16 protein-coding genes and 3 pseudogenes are annotated in these 20,021 nt (G+C 61.0%); 3 read left to right on the top strand and 16 right to left on the bottom strand.

Features of this window, described 5'->3' with window-relative positions; all coding sequences use genetic code 11:
- Positions 1 to 8: 8 nt before the first annotated feature.
- The 15 genes and pseudogenes from FHW69_RS13845 to FHW69_RS13910 all read right to left on the bottom strand — a co-directional run.
- A complete protein-coding gene (locus FHW69_RS13845) occupies positions 9 to 1,460 on the bottom strand; it encodes a hypothetical protein (protein ID WP_183423677.1) in 1,452 nt (483 codons plus the stop codon).
- 108 nt (positions 1,461 to 1,568) lie between these two features.
- Entirely contained in the window at positions 1,569 to 1,787 is a 219-nt protein-coding gene (locus FHW69_RS13850) for a major capsid protein (protein ID WP_183423678.1), read from the bottom strand.
- Between the two features lie 5 nt (positions 1,788 to 1,792).
- Positions 1,793 to 1,993, bottom strand: coding sequence for a hypothetical protein (locus tag FHW69_RS13855; protein WP_183423679.1), 201 nt, complete (start codon positions 1,991 to 1,993; stop codon positions 1,793 to 1,795).
- Between the two features lie 210 nt (positions 1,994 to 2,203).
- A complete protein-coding gene (locus FHW69_RS13860; RefSeq protein ID WP_183423680.1) occupies positions 2,204 to 2,467 on the bottom strand; it encodes a hypothetical protein in 264 nt (87 codons plus the stop codon).
- Between the two features lie 28 nt (positions 2,468 to 2,495).
- Positions 2,496 to 3,647: a replication initiation factor domain-containing protein gene (locus FHW69_RS13865; RefSeq protein ID WP_183423681.1), complete on the bottom strand. Its 1,152-nt coding sequence runs from the start codon at positions 3,645 to 3,647 to the stop codon at positions 2,496 to 2,498.
- 71 nt (positions 3,648 to 3,718) lie between these two features.
- On the bottom strand, positions 3,719 to 3,871 hold the full coding sequence (locus FHW69_RS13870; RefSeq protein WP_183423682.1) for a hypothetical protein: 153 nt from the start codon (positions 3,869 to 3,871) through the stop codon (positions 3,719 to 3,721).
- Between the two features lie 774 nt (positions 3,872 to 4,645).
- Positions 4,646 to 5,572 carry an AMP-binding protein gene (locus FHW69_RS13875; RefSeq protein WP_183423683.1) on the bottom strand — a complete coding sequence of 309 codons (927 nt, stop codon included), beginning with the start codon at positions 5,570 to 5,572 and terminating at the stop codon, positions 4,646 to 4,648.
- A gap of 53 nt (positions 5,573 to 5,625) precedes the next feature.
- Positions 5,626 to 6,009 carry a VOC family protein gene (locus FHW69_RS13880; RefSeq protein WP_183423684.1) on the bottom strand — a complete coding sequence of 128 codons (384 nt, stop codon included), beginning with the start codon at positions 6,007 to 6,009 and terminating at the stop codon, positions 5,626 to 5,628.
- A gap of 74 nt (positions 6,010 to 6,083) precedes the next feature.
- A complete protein-coding gene (locus FHW69_RS13885) occupies positions 6,084 to 6,296 on the bottom strand; it encodes an MbtH family NRPS accessory protein (RefSeq protein ID WP_183423685.1) in 213 nt (70 codons plus the stop codon).
- Between the two features lie 135 nt (positions 6,297 to 6,431).
- Positions 6,432 to 7,559, bottom strand: coding sequence for a thioester reductase domain-containing protein (locus FHW69_RS13890; RefSeq protein WP_343204027.1), 1,128 nt, complete (start codon positions 7,557 to 7,559; stop codon positions 6,432 to 6,434).
- Positions 7,501 to 8,175 carry a phosphopantetheine-binding protein gene (locus tag FHW69_RS13895; protein WP_343204028.1) on the bottom strand — a complete coding sequence of 225 codons (675 nt, stop codon included), beginning with the start codon at positions 8,173 to 8,175 and terminating at the stop codon, positions 7,501 to 7,503. The genes FHW69_RS13890 and FHW69_RS13895 overlap by 59 nt, the downstream gene beginning before the upstream one ends.
- Before the next feature lie 111 nt (positions 8,176 to 8,286).
- Positions 8,287 to 8,457: pseudogene (locus tag FHW69_RS19230) on the bottom strand (hypothetical protein); the annotation flags it as partial.
- 870 nt (positions 8,458 to 9,327) lie between these two features.
- The gene (locus FHW69_RS13900; RefSeq protein WP_183423688.1) at positions 9,328 to 9,786 is read right to left on the bottom strand and encodes a hypothetical protein; all 459 of its coding nucleotides are present in this window, start codon (positions 9,784 to 9,786) and stop codon (positions 9,328 to 9,330) included.
- Entirely contained in the window at positions 9,786 to 10,694 is a 909-nt protein-coding gene (locus FHW69_RS13905) for an RHS repeat-associated core domain-containing protein (RefSeq protein ID WP_183423689.1), read from the bottom strand. Before FHW69_RS13905 ends, FHW69_RS13900 begins: the two co-directional genes overlap by 1 nt.
- Positions 10,695 to 11,086: 392 nt before the next feature.
- Positions 11,087 to 11,460: pseudogene (locus tag FHW69_RS13910) on the bottom strand (DUF892 family protein); the annotation flags it as partial.
- A gap of 169 nt (positions 11,461 to 11,629) precedes the next feature.
- On the opposite strand from FHW69_RS13910, the gene FHW69_RS13915 reads away from it, so the two are divergent.
- Positions 11,630 to 12,811: a M35 family metallo-endopeptidase gene (locus FHW69_RS13915; protein WP_183423690.1), complete on the top strand. Its 1,182-nt coding sequence runs from the start codon at positions 11,630 to 11,632 to the stop codon at positions 12,809 to 12,811.
- A gap of 109 nt (positions 12,812 to 12,920) precedes the next feature.
- Positions 12,921 to 13,031: pseudogene (locus FHW69_RS13925) on the top strand (transposase); the annotation flags it as partial.
- Between the two features lie 141 nt (positions 13,032 to 13,172).
- On the opposite strand, the gene FHW69_RS13930 reads toward FHW69_RS13925, so the two are convergent.
- Positions 13,173 to 19,280 carry an autotransporter outer membrane beta-barrel domain-containing protein gene (locus FHW69_RS13930; RefSeq protein ID WP_183423691.1) on the bottom strand — a complete coding sequence of 2,036 codons (6,108 nt, stop codon included), beginning with the start codon at positions 19,278 to 19,280 and terminating at the stop codon, positions 13,173 to 13,175.
- 102 nt (positions 19,281 to 19,382) lie between these two features.
- On the opposite strand from FHW69_RS13930, the gene FHW69_RS13935 reads away from it, so the two are divergent.
- Positions 19,383 to 20,015 carry a TetR/AcrR family transcriptional regulator gene (locus FHW69_RS13935; protein ID WP_183423692.1) on the top strand — a complete coding sequence of 211 codons (633 nt, stop codon included), beginning with the start codon at positions 19,383 to 19,385 and terminating at the stop codon, positions 20,013 to 20,015.
- The last annotated feature ends 6 nt before the right edge of the window (positions 20,016 to 20,021 follow it).

The raw sequence follows: 20,021 nt of genomic DNA on the forward strand, positions 1-20,021 counted from the left end.
GACTGGCATTACGCGGTCCCTCCGGCCGTGATCTTCGCGGCCCAGTACAACCCGAAAGCGATCACAATCAGCCGGATCAAATCACCCCACTGACACCCCTCACTAAACTTGACGGTGAACGACTTGCCGTTGAACAAGGGCACAACAACGTCATGCATCGGGCACGTGGAGGTGAACCCCATGCCACTGGAGTCATAGAGACCGTGATTCGCGTTCTCAGCAATGGCATCCGGACTCTTTGGTGAATCCACCCACGCCTTCGTACCCGATGGCGTGGTGATATCACCAGCGTCACCGGTTCCGTTCAACGACTTGTCCAGCTTTGCGGTCATGCCATCGACCGCGCACCGGGTCTGCCACGCCTGCGTGGCCACCATTCCCAACGCGGCACTACCGGACACAAAGGGCGGGTTGTTGCAATCCCCTCCCCCGCTCGCGCCCGTGTTGTCTTTGGCGGGTGCCGGACTTGTACCCGAGCCCGCAGGCTGCGCAGGGGGCTTCGTATCCGCAGGCCCCGCACCGTTGCTGATCGTTCCGCCGCCGTTGACGTAGCCACCGACGCCAATGTTGCCGACGCCGCCCGTCGCCGGATTGCCCCCTGTATAGCCGTCTGTTCCGCGCGTCTGTGTTGGAGGGTCAGGGACCGACTTAGGAGGCGGCGCAGGTGCTTGCGGGCTGCCAGCGCACAGGGTGATGTTTCCGTTCGTAGAGCACGAACCGTTGCTACCGGAAGAGCCATTGCTCGCCCCGGGCGTAGGAGCGGGAACACAGGTCTGTACACCCGACTCACTCACGGCACAAAACTGGTTCTTGCCGGGGTCATAGCACGAAAGGCCGCCACAGACCTTCGGGGGGTCTTTCGGGGGCGGGTCCTTGGGTGGCTCTGCGGGAGGCGGTACGTCGGGCGCTGGAACGCCCTCAGGCGGCTCCCATCCGCCACCGGCACCGGGTCCGTTACCGCAGAGGCTGCCTGTCGGTGCAAACGTGCCGTACGTCCACCAATTGCCCCATGGATTCTTGATGGGCATGCCGTCCGTGTGAAATTTCATGCCGCACTTGACTGTAGAGCCGTCAGGCTGCTTGTTGGGCCAGCAGATTTTGGTGCCGTTCGACACCTGTCCAACCCAGTTGCGCGTCTCGGGCTGCATGCCCGCACAAGGATCGTAAGTGCCCGCGTACGGGAACACCTCGTAACGATCACCCGCGCCTTCGTCTTTGCTCAACTGCCATGCAGCCACGCGCTTGTAATCGGGCTCATCGCGACACTTCCAGTGGTCGCGGCCCGGGCTGACTGCACGACCGGCAATAAGCGCCTGGCACTTTGCATACGCCTCGCCATACGTATCGGGTGTCACGGCCGCGCGTGACGTGCCTGGAATGACACTGCACAGCGCACACAGCACCACGGCCGCGAAAGCGAAAGCGCGTGCCCGCATCAGTCGTCGGAAAAAATAATCCATGCAGCCCCCAGCAGTGCCAGACACACCCAGTAACCCGCGTATGCGATCACGTCGTAACCCTCAAAAAAAGGGCGGGAGCGTCGCCGCCCCCGCCGCCTGCTACATCGTTTAGCCCGCCGCCTTGATCCACTTGTAGAGCTTGATGCCGTAGTGCATGGACAGCACAGCCACACCAATCGCGGCAGCCGCAACGCCCGCCGACTGAATCGTGGAAATGATGGCGGCGGTATCGACCGTATCGGCAGCCATCGCCGAGCCCGCAGCAAAAGCCGACGCAGTGAAGCCAGTGGCAACGAGCGTCTTGAGGTGCGTGTTTTTGGTCTGCATGATCTTCAATCTCCCACCCGTTTCATCTTTTTGAATCCGTACGCGATAGCCCAAACGGACAAAACAGCCACGCCCACGGCGACACCGGATGCGGTGTCAAATTCAGGGATGAGAGAAGGGATATGCACCCACATGATCTGGCTGCAAGCGCCGGTTGTTTGGTCGATGTTCTCGCTCAAACACATCATTACCATGGGAAGCGACATACACCCTCCTAGTCATCGTTGGCGCACACGGGACTCGTGTACCCCGAGAAAAATCCTTACGCGTCCAACCCTCATAGCCCCGAGCAGTGATCTAGAAGCGAAGATCGAAGGGGAGATAAACGATCCCCCCTTCACCCCCCGGGAGTGAGAGCGTTACAGCTCAGTGCACGACGCCTGCAAGCCAGAGAGCGACGTAGAGCGCATTGAGCTTCATACCTTCGAGGCCGCAACCGGGACGAGCGTATAGCCGTAATGAAGGTTGCCGTTGCGGTCGAGATACGGCTTTTCAGGCTCCACCTTGTAGTCACCCTCGGGCAAAGGCTTCTCGTTGCGCGTCGGGCTGAACATGCGGTCAAACATCTGGAACATGCCCGGGCCCATCTGGAGGCCGCACTTCTGGAACCCGAACGACTGCGACGGGTCCTTACGGCCCTGAGCAACGCGAACCTCGGACGTGACTCGAATGATGTTCATAATGAATCCTTTTGGCCGTCCAAACGGCCTAGACAGTGATAGATGAGGAAGGAACGTTGTAGTCGCCCGGAAGCACGAAGCGCGCCGCCAGATCACGTGCCGGTCGAAGGACCGGATCAAACAAAGCTGACCCTTGGTAGATGCCCTCGGCCCACGCCGGAAGCTTCTCTGCCTTGAGCAGCGACTCCACAGCGCCCGCAAATTCACCTGGCGTTGTGCAGAACTTGCGCAGTGCGTTCACGACACGACCGCATTGACGCTTCGCATGACGAAGCGAACCCGCCATGCAAGCAGCTGCCTTGGCAACAGACGTCTGCATGCGCGTCGACAACTCGCTGATCCAGCTCAGCGGAGGATAGTGACCCGTGATGAATTCCCACGGGCGTTCAAGAATGTCGTACGGGATTTCCCGGTACTTGGCACCGAAACGCGCTTCAAAGCGAACCCAAGGGCTGCTGGGGTCGCCGAGCTGCTTACCCTTCTCGTACACGCACAAACGTTGATTGCCTTCGTTCTTGCCGACATAGATCGTCTGGCCAGAGCCGTCATTGAAGCCTTGATAACCAATCGCAGGCGGACGACCACGGCTCGTAAACTGCCCTTCGTCGTACCACCGCTGCACATCCGCAAGCGTGTGCCTGCCCTCTTTGTCGTCGTGTGCGCAATCGACACGGCTGAGCTTGGCGCCCCACCCTTCCAGCACCTCACGCGTGTGCGCCCACGCCACGACGTGGGCGCAGCCTTCACCGGTCAATTCAACGCAGAACGTGCCGCGTTGGCGTTCACCACCGAGCGCGACAAACCCGCACACCTTGCCTTCTGGCGTCAGAATGCGGCAGTGCTTGTCGTAGAAGTTGCGAAAGCCGCGCACCTGCTCATCAACACGCAAGCCGCTTCCCGGCGCGATGGCATGCAGCGCGTAACGACACAACAGTTCAACGCTCGAATCGCAACCATCCACCGCAGCCGCGCGCAAGCGAGCGCCGAACTCTCCCTGCTGCAACGCCGAGAGCTGCGCCGTGAACGTCAAAAAATCGACAATCGCAAGAGCCCCGGCTTCGATGGGTTCGTCAACGAGAGTCGCAACTGAGGACTTTAGTCCCCTGTTAGCTGAGGGGACCATCGCCGCTGAGCGGCGATCCGCACCCGCACGAAACGGTGCGTCGATGGCGTTGAGCATCGGGATGTAGTCACGACGAAGTCGCTCGGCGTACTGAGCGCCTGACTCGGTGATGCAAATGGCTGGCGGCTTCACAGCGACGCCACAACGAAGGCACGGAACGAGAGGGAATCGGCTTCATCGGCCATATCGGCAGCGCGCTCGAAGTCCTGACGATCAAGATAGTTGGCTTCCAGTGCGAGCGCGCCCTCGCACTCACGACCGTATTGCTCGATCAAGCGCATCTGCCAACCGTGCATCACAGCCACCCTGCCCGCTTGAGAGCGTCCTGACGTTCGACGTATCGACGGATACGGAGGGTCAGCAGTACGACGCCCGGAAGCGTGCATGCAGCGATTGCGAAAGCGGCAGCATTAATAACCATCGGTGGCCCCCATGCCTTCAAAGACTCTTTGAAGTTGGGCGGATTAAAGTACCCTTTGAAGCACTTGTCAAAGGGTCTTTGAAATGTCTGCCACAATTAAATTACTTGACGCGTACGTCAAAATGTGCTCGCACAAGAACGATAGCGAGGCAGCACGTGCGCTGCGCGTCACGCCGCAGACCGTGAATAACTGGCGAAAGGCGAAGTCACACCCCGACGCAGAAAGCGTGGAGCGGATGTGCATGGCCGTAAACGAGCCCGTCGCGCACTGGCTACCGCTTATCGAAGCGGAGAGGGCGAGAACGCCGGAAGCGCGCAGGGTGTGGCTTCGACTTGCTCAAGCCGCCGCGTGCATAACGTTGATTGCAGGCTTGACAAGTGCACCCTACCCGGCGCAGGCACGAGGGGCTTTTTTCGCAGAAAACGCCAGCTCTGTATATTATGTCAAATCGTAGATATCGCCGGAGGGCGATTGGTCTCGGATTTCGCTCTTTTCCCGGACTGCGATGCTGAAATCGGACTGAAGGAATCAAAAAGCCGGACTGGCATTTAAAAACGATAGCTTACGTATCGCCCGTGACCCTGCCGCGGGACCCAATTGAGCATCTACCAGCGGCGGGTCCGCAAAGGACCACTACGCGCTGGCGTCGCTCAGTTTGGCCGCATGCAACGTTTGCGCGAGGCCGATTACAGCCAACGGATCATCCGCCAGCGCATCCGCCGGCGCACGCGCCGCTGATGAGATATCGCGAATAACCATAGCAACCATGACGGGGTCCGTAACGGCGTGGCCTCTGACAGCACGACATTGGAGCGATAGCTCTCCTCTGGGCTGGAAGAGCCAGAAGGCCCGCGCCCACCCGCCCCGATCATCCGTCGCAGGCGAAAAGCCAAAGCGTGACGCCAGAATCGAAAGCAGGCGCTGCAAGCCGTAGGCGCTAATGCCGGGGGCGAACTGAAACGACGGGTACCAGGTGACCGTCGCCAGACCCGGCGCCAGGCGAAAGCGCGACGCTATCTGGCGCAGGTTCGCGAGCACATTCGACTGCTTCACGATCACGCCCTTGGGCGTGCCTACGGAGCCCGAGGTAAATTGCAGGTAAGCGATCGCATCGGCGGCGGGTTCGCGCATTGACGCGGTTTCCTTCCCCTCACCGAGGGTCTGGGAAAATCCCAACACCGGGAGGTCGGCCAGGTGCCCCGTCGTTCGGGCCGCGAAGTCGTCGGATACGAGGCCCTGCCGTGCACCACACGCGGCGACGATCCGGCTAAAGGACTCGATGCGCTCCGCCCGCTTGCCCGGTAGAGCCATGGGCACTGCAATGAGCGCGGCACGCTGGCATGCAAAGAATGCAATGACGGCATCGACGGCATCGTCGAGCAGCAGCGGTACCCTTTCGCCGGGAGCGAAGCGTCGTGCCAGACCATCGGCAAGGCGCGTCGTTCGCGCGCGCAGCCCGGCATAGGTTATCGACGCCGCTTCGTGCCCCTCGCGTACGAAAGCGATACGGTCCGGCGCCGCATCGGCCGCGCGATCGAGCATCGCAACCAGGTGTTCCATCCCTCAGGTCTCCGCCTATTGTCCCGGTGGTGTCCCTCGCCTGCTGCACTCCGTTACGGCGTCGGCGGAGCCTCGGCTATATGCCACAGGACGCCGGAGGGGTCGCTCAGGTACATCACCTTGAGCCCCCATGGCTGCATTTTCGGTTCCTCGGGCGCGGGAATGTCGTGGCGGCCCGGAAGGTTCTTCGCGCTGATGGCGCGCCACCACGTCCCGGCATCAGGGACCAGGAGGTGCATGACGCAGTTCTCGGCCCACTCCTTCCTGTAATAATTCTGCAAGAGGAAGTTATGCTCGCCAAGCGACAATTCGGCGAGATCCTGCATGTCGTGCGTGATGGAAAACCCAAGGTCGCGATAGAAGCTCTTGGAACGCTCGAAGTCCTTCGCTGGAATGAAGGGTCGCATTTTTATGATATCGGCAGGCGAGACCGTCATGGTTTTCCCCACGGCAAGCGAATCGACGATGTCCCATGCGCTGGAGACATCGCAAGGAATGGATCGACGGGACGTTATGTCGCCTGTTGCGTCGCCAGGTGCTTTCGCAGGCTGAGAGGGCGAAGATCGGTCCATACCTCGTCGATATAGGCGAGGCATTCCTGCCGGTTACCGCGCTTGCCAACGCGTTTCCATCCAAGCGGGAGTTCTTTCACCTCCGGCCAGATCGAATACTGCTCTTCGTGATTGACGACCACTTCGAAAACGGTGTTCTCGGAATCCCACATCGTCGAAACTCCTTGATAGAGGACGGGGCAACGGTAGCGCGAAAACGTCGGAACGATGGTGCGAACGAAGAAGGTGCAATGCTTTTCGAGCATAGTGTAAACGGCACACGCGAACAAGTTTTCTCAGGTGCTTTTTCACGTTAGTGCCAGGGCGATGAGACGGTCGACATGCGCCTCGTCGATCGCCGGACATTCGATGCCCAGCGATCGAAGCAGTTCGTCGGTTTTTCCCGAAGGAACAGGTGCAGGTGGGGCCGCTGGCGCATCGCTCGCGTCGACGCGCAACAACGGCAACAATGCGAACAGCGGTTGGTGGGCCGGATCGTCGCCCTCGATAGCGGCAATCCATTCGCGCGGCCCGCTCGTGTCGATGGTGCGGCCTTCCAGCGCGAGCCGGTGGCGAAGGCGGTCGAGTACCAGGGACAGGGATGTCTCCCGGGGATGTTGTACGTGAAATGCACCTCCCAGGCACGCATCCATCTGTGACAGCGCCACGATGGCCCTGGCGACATGATCCACCGGAACCATGTTGTCCACTCCGGAATAGCCTGGCTCCAGTCCGAGACGCGCGCTGGCGCGTAATGCACGGTTGAAGAATTCGTCCACATTGACGCCTCGCGAACGGCGAGCGGCAACGATACGCGAGGGCCTGTAGATGGCACAGGGCACGCCTCGCTCGTGCAACGCCACAACCACCTGTTCGGCCACCCACTTGGATTGGGCGTAACCATCGTTCAGTCGGTCGTGCCATGGCTGGCGCATACGTTCCTCGATGCCGCCGCCGACAAGATCCAGCACGTTCCGGCTCGACACGAAATGCAAGTGCATGCCCGGTGCGTCAAGGGTCAAACGGCCCAGTTCGACGACGCTCATGACGTTGGCTGCCTTGAGCGATGGGTAGCCGCGCAGGAAGTCCACCTGTGCCGCGCTGTGGTACACGTGCTTTACTTCGCGCAGAATGGCCCTGCGCCATGATTCGCTAAGCCCGAGGCGCGGCTCGCTGACATCACCGGGAATGATCTCCACCCGCGAGGCATCGATCGTCGCGCCAAAGAAGCGGGCCCGCTCGAGCAACCGCGCCCTGCCCTCCGCTTCGCTACGACAACGCACCACGCACCAGACGGGTGTCGACTCCGCACCCTGCAGCGCCTCGAGAAGGAACACTCCGAGGAAGCCGGTGGCACCGGTAAGCAGACGTGGGCCGTCAGGCCGCTCCGTGTCGATGACTCGCCCCGTACCTAGCCATCCGGCGATTGCCTGCACTTCCCCGGCGGGATCGATGTCGCCGTCCGCGCCATGTCCCTCCCATCGCCAGGGCGTGCGCCAGGTCGCCCAGCCGAGGATGTGCGTAAAGCAGGCGCACGCTGACTTCGCGCCCGAGCAAGTGGCTAAGCCGTGAGGTCATCGCCATGGCTTGCAACGAGTCGCCGCCACGTGCAAAGAAATCTTCTCCCAAGTGGGCAGCGCCCGTTCCCGACATGGCGAAATCACAGGCCGCGACGACGTGCTTTTCGAGGGGGCTTTGCGCTGGGCACACGTCGTTGGCATCTGCGGCGAGCGGCTGCGGCGCCGGCAGGCGGCTCATGTCGACCTTGTCGTTGGCGGAACGGGGCAACGCATCGCAAAGGCACCATGCACGCGGGACCATGTACGCGGGAAGGCGCGCACGCAGGGCATGATCGAGCGCCACAGCGGTGGTTTGAGGCGACGCGGTGACCACGTACGCCGCAAGGTGCCGGCCGGCACCATCCTCGCGCGCCACCACGATCGCATCGTTCACGCCGTGGATGCCGAGCAACGCCGAGGCGACGTCGCCGCATTCGATCCGGTGCCCGTTGACCTTCACCTGGGTGTCCATGCGGCCCAGGATGTGGATCATCCCGTCATCCGACGATATGCCCAGGTCGCCTGTGCGATACCAGCGCCGTCCGTCGAATGCCGTGATGAAACGGGCTTCGGTCTGCACGGGATCGCCAGCATACCCATCGGCAACGCCATCACCGCCGATGCAGATTTCGCCCACTACATGATCCGGGCAAGGCCAGTGGCACGCATCCATGACGGCGATCTTCTGGTTGCGCAACGGACGTCCGTAGGGAATCGGCAAGGCCGGCCCGTCGCTGGGTTCGAGCCGCAGCCCGATCGACCAGATCGACGCTTCGGTCGCGCCGCCTTCGTTGGATCAAACACTTGCCTCCCGCAGATCTTTTTACTTAGCGGCCTAGCATCGTCGTTCTGTCCTGCCATTAGTGTCGCATGCCGACATCGCGTCGCTCCCTTCGGCGCCACAGCCTTATCGAACGCAGGCGCTGCAAAAGTTGCTCTGACTTTTCGCGAGCTACAACTGGGATGTCGTGAGCACTTACTTATGAGGAGTCCGCGATGGCACGACATACATTCCCCGCCAGGCACTCGACCAACACGCTGATCCGCTTTGCCGATCTCTTGACCGCACGGCAAGCCGATTGTCCAACTGACTTGCGTGGAAGGTGCGCCGAGCTCTGGCTAGACTGGACGGCTCGGCGTACCGCGGCATCTATGTCCAGCCTTTCAACGGGGCTGTCTGGATTCGTGGACGTCTGGAGTCACGAGCTGCGAGATTCAGAACTCAGTCCCCTGTCAACGGCTGGCGTCCACGAGTACCTAAGGCAGCTGCCGTAGCGTCGCCAGCGTCGTGGGTTATCACCGTACCGGCGCGTTGAGCGAGAGCATCGGAGCACGCTTGATGGATGATGGGGAGGGCGCCGCCGCTAGCTAGCCCCATGCTTCCATCAAGCAGCCGGCCGGCCGCGTACACCTTGTGACTCGCTAGCGCCCCCATGCTCGGGCGGGCCGCCGATGGCGGTAAGGTATCTTGCGTCTGCCGGTAGTTTGCTTCGCCTCAAGAGGAGCTTCCGGCATGGCGATGAAGGATGGACGTCGTCATGAGATCGCCCTTGTACGGGTGAATATCCAGTCGGATGCGCGTGCGGACGTGTTTTGTCGTATTGGACGAACCGAGCCAGCGCACCCGATTTGGTCCAACGTCGCCTCATCGCTGAAGCGTCATTGTCGTCGCTACCTCCTGCGAGAAGCAGCCGTCGATCGGCTTCAAGGTCACCTTCCAGGAGATATCCACAGCCGTTCGCTTCAACGTTTCCGAAAGCTCAGGGAATAACACATTGAGCCGTACTTTTCGTGCCACTTCGCCTTTTGGTGGGATCCTCAGTGGCTCCACACCGGGCGACAGCAGTGGGATAAGCACCTTAAGCACCCGGCCGCTCGTCTTCTCCACTGCGGAAAGGTGCAACATGTTCTCCCCAAGATAGAACGCTTCGAGTTCGACCGCCTTTGAGCCGGGGTTCTTAACGGTCAGCGTGAGGGTTTGGTCGCTTCCATCGTCGAGCATCACTGCGAGTAAAGGAACGGAAGCGCAGACTCTGTTCTCCTCGGCTTGTGTCACGCCAATGCATGCGAATGCGATGGCGAACAAAACTACCTTGGCATACATCAGTGGCCTCCTTCGTTTTGCTGCTTAGGATCAGGCGGAGTGGGTGTTGCCGGGACGATTGCTGGCGGAGGTGAGGGAGCCGCTTGATCAACGATGGTCTGGTTGTCGTTGCGATATTCGGTCATCTGATCAATACGCTTCAGGATGCTGGGTTTCTCCTGATTGTTTCGCAATTTGTCCTTTTCACTTGTGAGATAGTCAATCTCGACATTGGACGCCCTGACTTCGGATGCAGCCGCGTCTGCATCCCCGGAGGTTACAACGATCTGGAGGCCAGCCTTCGCATCGGCCAGGATGCCGCACGTCTGATCGCAGTTGGTATAGAAGTCCGACTTATGCGTATTTTCGTGCCGGTCTACACCCTCATGCACGACGCGTCCCATGCCGCGTGCGTTGCCCAGATACACCTGTATTCCACCCTTTCCGTCGGTAACAATCGTGTTGATGTTCTTCGCTTGCAGGGGAATTAATGCGTAACTTGCCCGACCGTCGGGATCGATGTTCAAAATCGGATTCAGATTTGCATAACTGTATCGGGCGAAGCTCTGTATATCGCCAGCACCCACATTTTTCGGGTCTATCGATAAAAATCGTGCCGAAGTCGGGTCGTAGTATCTCGCTTGCATATAGATCAAGCCTGAATCGACGTCGCCTACATGCCCCGTGTATCCCGGACCATCTTCTGGGGTGCCCAGCACTTGGCTCCCGTAGGGTCGGTACTCCGCCGTGGATATCACACTTCCTCCCGCATTCGTCGTTGCAAGCACTGTCCCTTGTGGGCTGGTGTAATAGTACGTCACGGTTTCGGTAGCGGCCGCCAGCGAGGTGCCAAACGCTGCGATCGCGATAACGGCCACACAAAGGGAGCGGGCCATCGCCTCGCGAAGCGATCCGAATTGGTCGATCATCGCTATCGTTCTCATAACGCATCCACCCACGCGGAACACCCCACGGCGTTACACGCACGCACCTGGTAGCCGTAAAGAATGATTTCGCCAATCGGCCCTGACTCCACGAGCTGCAAGGTCGTGGGCGCGTTAACTTGCCACATCGTGGTCGTGTTGTTTCGAAGCACTTGGTAATAGGTGGCGCCTGGTGTCGCGTTCCACGTAATAGTCAGGATTTCCCGTTTGCCACTGAAGGAATCGATGGCATGAACGTTGGTGGGTGTCGGCGGAACGTTGTTGACGGACACGGTCGCCGCTGCGCTGTTCGGCCCGCAACCGCCGGCATTGCATGCGGCCACGACGTAAGCGTAGGTGCCGTCGCCTCGCCCTGACGTGGCCCAACTTCCGGCGCCGTAACCGAGCTGCTTGGCCAACGCGATCAGGGTGCCGTAGCTGGCGATGTCGTAATGCTCGACCTTGTTGCCACCGCCGATGAGGGCCGCGTCGCGCAAGGGGTCTTCCTCAACACCGTCAATGACCTCTTTGCCCTCCTCCACAAGACCCTCCATCGCAGCGCACTTGATACGTTTCAGGCGAATGCCCAACAGTTCCACCACTTGGTCAATGCGTTCGACCTGACCCCAAGGTGACTCTCAAACTCCTCCTTCAAGCCGGGATCTGTAGATGCGCGCGCCAGTCTGGGCAGTGCTTTGGTTAGTTGCTTTTCGGCGCTGTAGATGTCCGAAAACTCGTGAATGAACAGATCTTCGATGGTTTTGATAGTCATGTCACCGCGCTGCTTTAGAAGAGGAGTCACCGTTTGCCGCGGCGCCGACCGTTACCGTTGCCAGAGATCGCTCCAGCTTTTTCAGAAGCAGCCTGCATCCTCCGGAAGTTCGTAATGCTACGTTCAAAGCAAGGAACGCTTCCCACAAAAAGCTCTTGGAGACCTGACAATGAAAGCGATCAGCGTAATCATATTACTCGCTTGTTTTCCCATCGACGTATCAAGCACTCCGCAAGAAAGCCCACTTCAAATCATTATCAGTCGGCCACCGTCAGCGGCCGCGGCGGAATCTGGCGTTGTAATATTTACGATGAAAAACCAAGGCGCTGACCCGGTCTATGTGCTGAAACCGCTCACGCCGTTCTCCACAACGGGTGAGCGCCTGACGAACAATGTTTTTGAAGTGCTTGATGCCCGCGGAATAAACGCAAGATATACCAGTATATATAACAGCGGAGTTGCCTATGTCAGTGACGGAATTGACGGGAGAGCTTTCTTCAGAATGAGCCCGGGAGATTCCCTGTCAAGAGAGATAGATTTGTCGAAGAGCTACGATTTAAGTACTGGCGGCATATATACATTGAGATTCAATCGCCCTGTAATCGGTGAGCCCGCTCAGGACGAGCGCGGAGTTTCGCGTTTTCTCCAAATAGATTCTGCCCGGCAACCAATAAGCAACACGTTGGACATTTCGGTCAAAGCCGTTTTGGAAATGCAGGATAAAACGCTTGGGCTCTACGACACGCCACAAGCGACGGTTTGTGAAGCATCCAAGCAAGATGTAATCGATGCGGCCATGTCCAGGGCAATGGCGTTGTCTACGAGCGCTACTCAGCACAATGCTAGCCTGTGGTACTACGAGGGCGAAGGCAATACCTTTACCGCAAAGCTGAAAAATGACTTCCGACGGAACAATTGGTTGGGGAGCTATGACCCCAACTGGCTTGCCGCGATTGATCCGCATTGGTTCGACACGGAAAATTTCTATCCAATAAAGGTCACTTCCGCTATTGCTTTGCGACTTGGCGGAATACCCTATACGAGGCCCATATCATTCGACTGCGCGTGTCCGCCCGAATGGGGCGCAACAGATCTGACCGCTGCAGTGGCTTTGTCCAATCAGAAAATCGGCATCTGCCCCCGATTTTTCGAGCTCAGCGATGGCGGGTTTGACACCAAAGCAGGAGCACTCATCCACGAGGCAGCACATTTTTCCGACGATTTGGCACAGGGAGCCGTGGATATCAGATATGGAACCGGACCTTCGGCGCAACTGGCGAAAGACAATAAGTCAGCGGCAATCAGAAACGCCGACAATTACAAATTCTTCGTCGAAAGTGGCGGCCTTTAAAAAGGTTCATCGTGGATTACCGGGGAAGGCGGCGCGTATTTTCATAAAGAAGTACGCGCCATCCCTGTAGCAGTAGGCCATGCGCTTCATGACCTTGAGGATGCCGCGCCCGGTGGGTCTGGACCGCACGCTGCGCATCCACTTCTTGTAGCAGTGGTATGCGTTGAGCGATCCGGCCGTGGAAGAAGCCCGGTATGACTCGGCATCGATGCGCCGATTCGTGGGGCGGTTCAAGGTGCGGCGTGCGGCAACGGTGCGACGACCGCCTGTTGTAGCCGCCATAATCGAAGTCCACCTTCAGAACGGGGTTCCTCTGGAGATGGCGGCCGCCCTTCATCCATATAAAGCGCCCAACCGGCCATTAGAAGAAGTACGTGTACTTCAGCGCGCCCTCATTCATGCGATATCCGTTGCCGAATTGCCCGGTGTAGTCCAGGCGCAGCTCGGAATGTGCATTCAGCGTCAGATCCAGCGCCGCGTCATATTGATTCATCTGGCGTGGGGCGTTGAATGCGCTGTTGAACGAGCCGACGCTGTCGGATGAGCCGGCCAGACGCATGTCCGTATTCCAACTGTTGCCACTGTAGAAGGCGCGACCCACGCCGACGGACGGGCGCAGTTGGACACCGTTGTCGAAGGTGAAGCGGTCGCCGGCCTCGATCATGGGCGTAGCGGCAAAGATGGTGCCGTTGCCTGCCGCCACCTTCAGGCCAATCGCTCCGGCGGTGCTCTCCTGGAAGCTGTCGGTATGGACGTTCACTAGATGCAGATCAAGGTACGGCCGCACATACCAGCTGCTGTCAGAGAAAAGATACGAAATACGCGAGTGCAAGCCGATGTTCGTTCCATCGAACGACCCGGTCGCCTGGATGCGCTGATCGACCAGTTGCAGGTTGCGTGCAGACTGGTAGCTTCCCTGCGATGCATCCATTGCACCGGTAAAGGTCCAGTTACCCATCTCGCGCTTCACCACGCCGCCGATGCTGAAACCGTGATCAGTGACGCCGCCAACGCCGCTGGACGCGGATTCAGTGCCATTGTTGTATGCCACCGAGCCGCCCACCCACCAGCCGTCGGCGAACTCGTGCTGACCACCCATTTGCACCACGTGCTCGTTGAGGTGGTAGCCGTCACCCTCACCGTCCGCATTGCTTACCTGATCGGTCACGCGGCCCCATACGCAGTCGTGCTCACGCTGATCCGCGGGCGTGTCGCCATTGTTAGGACAGGCGTTCATGCGATTGACGAACGACTCACTCGCATTGATGCGCGCAACGCCAACCATTTGCAGGGATTCGGCTCCCAGCCCATTGAGTGTGGCCGCGTAATGGGCGGGATCCTTGACCTGGTCCAGCACGCTATACAGGGGGGACAGTGCAGTCACTCCGGCATCGAAATTCGCCTGCAGGTGATTGGCCAACTGCTGGGCGTTGCGTGAAAGTCCTGCCTCTTGCGCCGTGCTCGCCAGCTTGGCCTGCGGCGTCACCGAGAGCACACCATTGCTCAGAGTCGGCGTGTACTGAAACAGGTAGTTCGACGCATCCACGACTTTGTAATCACCTGTTCCGAGGCTCGTGGGCACCGATAGCACCGCGACGGTGTTGGGGGCCATCGTTACCGGGTTGATCTGGATGGTGCCCACGAGGCTTGCACCCTTTGCGACGGTTAGCTCTGAATCCTGCTTGTTGGCAAAATCGACGTAGGTTTCCAGCGTGCCATCGAGGACCAGATAGCTGTCCAGATAGGTACCCGGAACCGAACCACCGTTGGTCAGGCCCTTGCCTACGATCATGGTCCCGGTGTTGTCGACGGAACTCGCAAGGCTGATGCTGCCAGTCGGGAGTACCCACGTGCCGGCGTTGGACAACGTGCCGCCGCTGCCCAGGCTGATTCGGCCATAGAGGGTGCCCGATGCCTGGTTGGTAACCTCGACGTTGCCGCGCTCGGCGACGATTGCGCTTCCGAACGCACCGCTGTAGCCGATGAGTCCGGAGTTGGTCACCGTGTTACTCGCCGCATTGCTGTTGAAGATGATCGCATCCGATCCGGCGCCCGTCGCGGTGACTTCTCCTGTCACATTCACGGCAGTTGCGCTGCTTGATGCCGTGTTGCCATCTGCATTGACATAGATCGCCGTGGCGCCCTCCCCCATCGTGGTCACCTTGCCGCCCACGTTGACGGTGACCTGCCCAGAGGTGCCAGTGCCGCCCGCCGTTCCCATATAAGCGGTATTCTCGCTAGCCACCAATCCGCCGCCGCCGCCCACGCTCTGCGCGAAGACACCGATCGCATTGGTGCCGGTCGTGGTCACGCTCGCACCGGTCGGAACATTGACCAGTACAGTGCCGCCATTGCCGATGCTGCCCTTGGTCAGCCAGTTGGTCGTTTCCGGCGTGAACGCACCTGCGCCTGTGGCGCTGGACAGGTCGCCGCCAAGAAGACCGGCACCCCCGATGCTTTGCGCGATGACACCGTATGCTCCGCTGCCGGACGTGGCGACATGACCTTGTACGTTGACCGACGCGTCATGGCCATCGCCGGACATGCCGTTCACGCTACTGGCGCTGAAGTAGTTCTGCGCGTTGGAGGCAACGCCCTGAACCCAGCCACCGCCACCACCGATGCTTTGCGCCACGATGCCCGGTGAATCCTGGCCCATGGTCTGCACATTTTGCGCAGTCACCGTCACGCTGCCGCCATCGCCACAGGAGGCCAGCGCCTGTCCGCCGCACACCACCGCCTGGTCCTTGCCCGCAAGTTGGAAGCCTGACATCTGGAGGCCGCCCGTGCTCACTGCGCCACCAGTCGTGGGGTCCGTCACCGTGCCATTGAGCGTCACCAGGCCGCCACCGCCGCCCACGCTCATCGCGCCGATACCCGCTGCATACGAGCCTGTTGTCGACACCTGCGTGGGCGCCGCCTGATTTACTGCCGGAATGCTGAGGACAGTGACATCCTGGCCATTGCCTGTGGCGCCGGCATCACCGCCAAGCTCGACGTTGACCGTCTGCAAGGTGTTGCTGCCGTTTAACACGCTGGTGGCAGTAACACCGCCGGTGCCGCCACCGCCACCGAAGCTGCCGGCAAAGATGCCAAGCGAACCACTGCCAGCCGTGGTGACGCTGCCATTGTTGAGCACGGACACATTGCCGCCATCGCCTGCTGAACCGCCCCGGCCGCCCACGGCCACCGTGACGTTGAGCTTTGAGGGCGTCGTGCTGGTGTTGTTGGAGGCCGCGACCGTTCCACCATCGCCACCTCCGCCGCCCACGCTCAGTGCGAAGATGCCATCGGACATCGGCCCCAGCGTCTGAATGGCGCCAGTGCCTGCGTTGTTGACGTAGACGTCGCCGCCGGTGTCGCCGCTACCGCCTTTGCCAGCAAAGCCACCGCCTACCGTCAGCGACACATTGAGATCGCCACCACCCGCACCACTGGCCTGCGGCTTCGCGCCATTGGCCGCATTGTTCTGGTAGTAGCCCTTCAGCAGGTTGACGGTCCAGTTCACGCCCTTGTCGAACAGCTGTGCAGCGTTGGGGACGAACCCGTCCGTTTTGTTGCTGTAGGTTGAAACGACACTGGGCAAGGATGCCTGAAGGTAGTTGAAGAGCTGCGTTTGCGGGTCATTGCCGCCGGCCGTGCCCGCCTTGCCGCCATTGCCGCCACCACCGCCGACACTTTCCGCGTAAACGCCCGCGGAATCTCCGCCTCCGGTCACGATGGTGCCGGCGTTGTTCACGGTCACCGTGCCGCCGACGTTGCCATTGCCGCCATTACCACCCACGGCAACGCGCGCATCCAGCGTGCCGGAGCTGCCGTTGCTTTGGCCGCCACTGCCATTGCCCCCAATGCCACCGACGCTCTGCGCAAAGATGCCGCGCGCGCTGTCGCCCATGGTGATGATGGTGGCGCCTTGGGCGTTGGTTGCCGTCACGTCACCCCCGGCGTCACCGCTGCCACCATTGCCACCGACGGACAGCTGCAACTGGCCAGACTTCTTGCTGTCGTTGTCGGCGAACTGCGAGGTGTCGGCGTACCCGGTGCCGCCGTTGCCGCCGCCACCGCCGACGCTCTGCGCGAAGATCGCATCGCTGTCGCCGGCCATGGTCCAGATCAGGCCGTTGTTCGTGGCTGTCACCTGGCCGCCGGTACCACCGCCTTTGCCGTCACCGCCGATGGCGAGGTTGACGTTGATGGTGGAACCCTTCGTGCTCGTCTGCGTGGAACTCGAATCGCCACCGTTACCACCACCGCCGCCAATGCTCTGCACTTCCAGGCCGTGCGAACCGGAGCCACTGGTAACGATGGAGAAATTGTTAGTGCCCTGGACGTTGCCGCCATCGCCACCGCCGCCGCCCTGGCCGCCGATAGAGAGATTGAAATCCAGCGACGGCACTTCACCGGTGTTGAGCAGCTGATACGCCGCGGCCTTGCTCGCACCGCCATTACCGCCGCCACCGCCCACACTGAGGACTTGCATGCCGAAGGCATCGCTTCCCTGCGTGAGGATCTGGCCGTTGTTGGTCGAGTACACGTCGCCCGCCGTGCCCGCCGAGCCGCCCGCGCCGCCTACGGCAAGCGTCACATCGAGCTGCGCGCCGCCCTCGATCGAGCTGGCCGAACCGCCGTTGCCGCCGCCTCCGCCAACCGCCAGCGCCTGCATGCCAATCGAATGGGCACCGTTGGTCTGAATGATGCCGTTGTTGACAGCATTGACCTGCTGCGTGCCGCGCGTACCGGCGTTGCCGCCCGAGCCGCCAGTGCCACCGACGGTCATCGTGAAGGCTCCGGCCGTGAAGGTCGATGCATTACCGCCCGAGCCACCGCCGCCGCCAATGCTCATCGCCGAGATGCCATCGGATCGATCGCCATGGGTCAGGATGACGAGGCCGGGCATCGCGGTGCCATCGTCCTTCTGGCCGTTCACCACCGTCACCGTGCCACCGAGACCGCCCTGCTCGCCCTTGCCACCCACCGACATGCCGGCCAGCACACCATTGGCCGTCGCATCGCCACCGGCACCGCCGCCACCGCCAATGCTCTGGGCAACGATGCCGCTGGAGTCATCGCCGTTGGTCGTGATGGCGGCCTGCGTGTCTGCGCTGGTCGCGTCCGAATAGGTCTGCACAACGACATTGCCGCCGTTGCCACCATCGGCACCATTGCCGGCTTTCGACTTGAACACCGACCCGGCGTCCGCACCGTCGCCTCCCGAGCCGCCGATACTCTGCGCGAGCAGCGCCGGCGTGGTGTAGCCCTTCGTGGTGACGTTGATGTCGCCCAGCGTCAACGTCACAGCGCCACCGTCACCGGCCTTGCCGCCGGTGCCCGCATAGGCGGGGGTGCCATTGGCATCGCCACCCGTGCCGCCGCCACCGCCCAACGATTGGGCGGACACGCCCGCGCTGAGGAAGGATGTCTCGACCGTGCCATCGTCATGGGGCAGATTGAACGTGTTGCCTTGGGCCGCCAGCGGCGAGCCGACGGCCGAGATGAGCCACGAATTACTGTTCGGCTCGCCCGTGATGGTTGCGGTGACCGCGCCACCGGTGCCACCCGTACCGCCGTTGCCGCCTCTGGCCGTGTCCGGGGAGTAAGCCGCAACACCCTCACTGCCCTGGCCGCCCTGGCTGAGAAGTTCGATTGCCGTGCCCGCGGATACGAAGCTCGCGTCCTGGGTCGCAAGCGATACGTTACCGCCTGCTCCACCAGCGGCGCCGGCGTTGGCTGTGGTGTCGCCTACCGAATGTTGTGCCGTGCCCGAGCTGCTGTAGGCGGGATCAAAGCCACCGCCGGCACCACCGGTCGAGGACATCAGCAGCGCCGTCGTACCAGGGTTGCTTCCCGACCAGCCATTCGTGCTGATGATGCTGCCGGAGAGGTTGGCTGTGACGTCGCCACCGTTTCCGGCGGCGCCGGCCTTGCCCGGATCGCCATTGGTTCCGGTGTAGCTGCCGCCATAACCGCCTGCGCCACCGGTGCTTTGCAGCACTACCGCAGCTGGCCCCGTCGTGCTGCTGGTGATGGTCGTATTGAGATCACTCACGAACTGCAGCAAGTCGGGTGTACCGCCCTGGCCGCCGTTGCCACCGAACGGGCCGTAGTTGCCGCCTTTGACCGCAGTGCCTTTGCCACCCGTGCCGCCAGCCAGCAACAGGCTGAGGGTCGGGCTCGTGCCACCCGACGTCATCCGGGCGCCATTGGTCAATTCAACCGAAAGCACCGGGCCACCCGGCGCCGGGCTGCCATCCTGAGGATGAGTATCGTCACCCTGGCCATCCGCACCGGATTGACCTGTTTGGTTGTTGGCATAGGCGCCCTGCGCGCCGCTGAGCGGAATGGTCTGCGCGAAACTCTGGCTCAGCGGAAGCAGGGCACCAAGGAGCAATGCCAGCGGGGTCCGGCGGGGAAAACGTGCGTGCGAGTGAAAGGCAGGCGGCCGCGAGCCGCCGACAATGATCGGAGCCATGGGAATATCCTCAGGAGGTCTGCAATCGCCCTTGCCGGGCGGGACGCGACCATGATATGAGCAATGCTCATATTTTGGGACTCACGTTCCCGGGACTTGGCCATGAAGCAAAAAGAACCGCCAACTCAAGCAGTTAAGCGCCGCAAGCCGTTGCAGCAACGGTCGCAGGAGAAGGTCGCCCTCATATTGGAAGCCGCTATCCAGCTCCTGGACAAAGGCGACATCGAGTCGCTTACCACCAACGCCATCGCCGAACGTGCCGGTGTCAGCATCGGCACGCTTTATCAATATTTCGATGGCAAGCCGGCCGTGCTCAAGGAACTGGCGGACAGGGAAATGGGCGGACTATCGGATCGCATCCTGGCAAGCTACCGTCGCGCCTCCAGCCAATCATCGCGGGAGCGACTCCTGGCTATTTTTGGCGCCATCGGCCAGACCTATGGGGGACGCTCGAAGGTGCATCGCCAGCTTCTGGTGCACGCCCTGTCGCAGGGTACAACCAACCGGCTTCTGCCCATGATGGCCGAGCTCAGCAGCGAGATGACTCGCGAGCACGGCGCTGAGCAGGATTCCCGGCGCATGCTTACGCCTGCCCAGGCGTTCGTGTTGACGCATGCGGTCAGTGGCGTATTCCGCGGCCTACTTGTCCAGCCCAACGTGGACGTGCCACGACAAGCCATTGAACTGGAACTTGTCGAACTGATAGAGAAGTACGTGGCATCGGCACCGGTGTGAAGCGCC

This window comes from Luteibacter sp. Sphag1AF (assembly GCF_014192715.1).
Lineage (GTDB): Bacteria > Pseudomonadota > Gammaproteobacteria > Xanthomonadales > Rhodanobacteraceae > Luteibacter.

Excerpts from the sequence above, each read along its gene's own strand:
- FHW69_RS13845 (WP_183423677.1), bottom strand. The coding sequence starts at position 1,460 with ATGGATTATTTTTTCCGACGACTGATGCGGGCACGCGCTTTCGCTTTC.
- FHW69_RS13850 (WP_183423678.1), bottom strand. The coding sequence starts at position 1,787 with ATGCAGACCAAAAACACGCACCTCAAGACGCTCGTTGCCACTGGCTTC.
- FHW69_RS13855 (WP_183423679.1), bottom strand. The coding sequence starts at position 1,993 with ATGTCGCTTCCCATGGTAATGATGTGTTTGAGCGAGAACATCGACCAA.
- FHW69_RS13860 (WP_183423680.1), bottom strand. The coding sequence starts at position 2,467 with ATGAACATCATTCGAGTCACGTCCGAGGTTCGCGTTGCTCAGGGCCGT.
- FHW69_RS13865 (WP_183423681.1), bottom strand. The coding sequence starts at position 3,647 with ATGCTCAACGCCATCGACGCACCGTTTCGTGCGGGTGCGGATCGCCGC.
- FHW69_RS13870 (WP_183423682.1), bottom strand. The coding sequence starts at position 3,871 with ATGCGCTTGATCGAGCAATACGGTCGTGAGTGCGAGGGCGCGCTCGCA.
- FHW69_RS13875 (WP_183423683.1), bottom strand. The coding sequence starts at position 5,572 with ATGGAACACCTGGTTGCGATGCTCGATCGCGCGGCCGATGCGGCGCCG.
- FHW69_RS13880 (WP_183423684.1), bottom strand. The coding sequence starts at position 6,009 with ATGACGGTCTCGCCTGCCGATATCATAAAAATGCGACCCTTCATTCCA.
- FHW69_RS13885 (WP_183423685.1), bottom strand. The coding sequence starts at position 6,296 with ATGTGGGATTCCGAGAACACCGTTTTCGAAGTGGTCGTCAATCACGAA.
- FHW69_RS13895 (WP_343204028.1), bottom strand. The coding sequence starts at position 8,175 with ATGATCCACATCCTGGGCCGCATGGACACCCAGGTGAAGGTCAACGGG.
- FHW69_RS13900 (WP_183423688.1), bottom strand. The coding sequence starts at position 9,786 with ATGTATGCCAAGGTAGTTTTGTTCGCCATCGCATTCGCATGCATTGGC.
- FHW69_RS13905 (WP_183423689.1), bottom strand. The coding sequence starts at position 10,694 with ATGATCGACCAATTCGGATCGCTTCGCGAGGCGATGGCCCGCTCCCTT.
- FHW69_RS13915 (WP_183423690.1), top strand. The coding sequence starts at position 11,630 with ATGAAAGCGATCAGCGTAATCATATTACTCGCTTGTTTTCCCATCGAC.
- FHW69_RS13930 (WP_183423691.1), bottom strand. The coding sequence starts at position 19,280 with ATGGCTCCGATCATTGTCGGCGGCTCGCGGCCGCCTGCCTTTCACTCG.
- FHW69_RS13935 (WP_183423692.1), top strand. The coding sequence starts at position 19,383 with ATGAAGCAAAAAGAACCGCCAACTCAAGCAGTTAAGCGCCGCAAGCCG.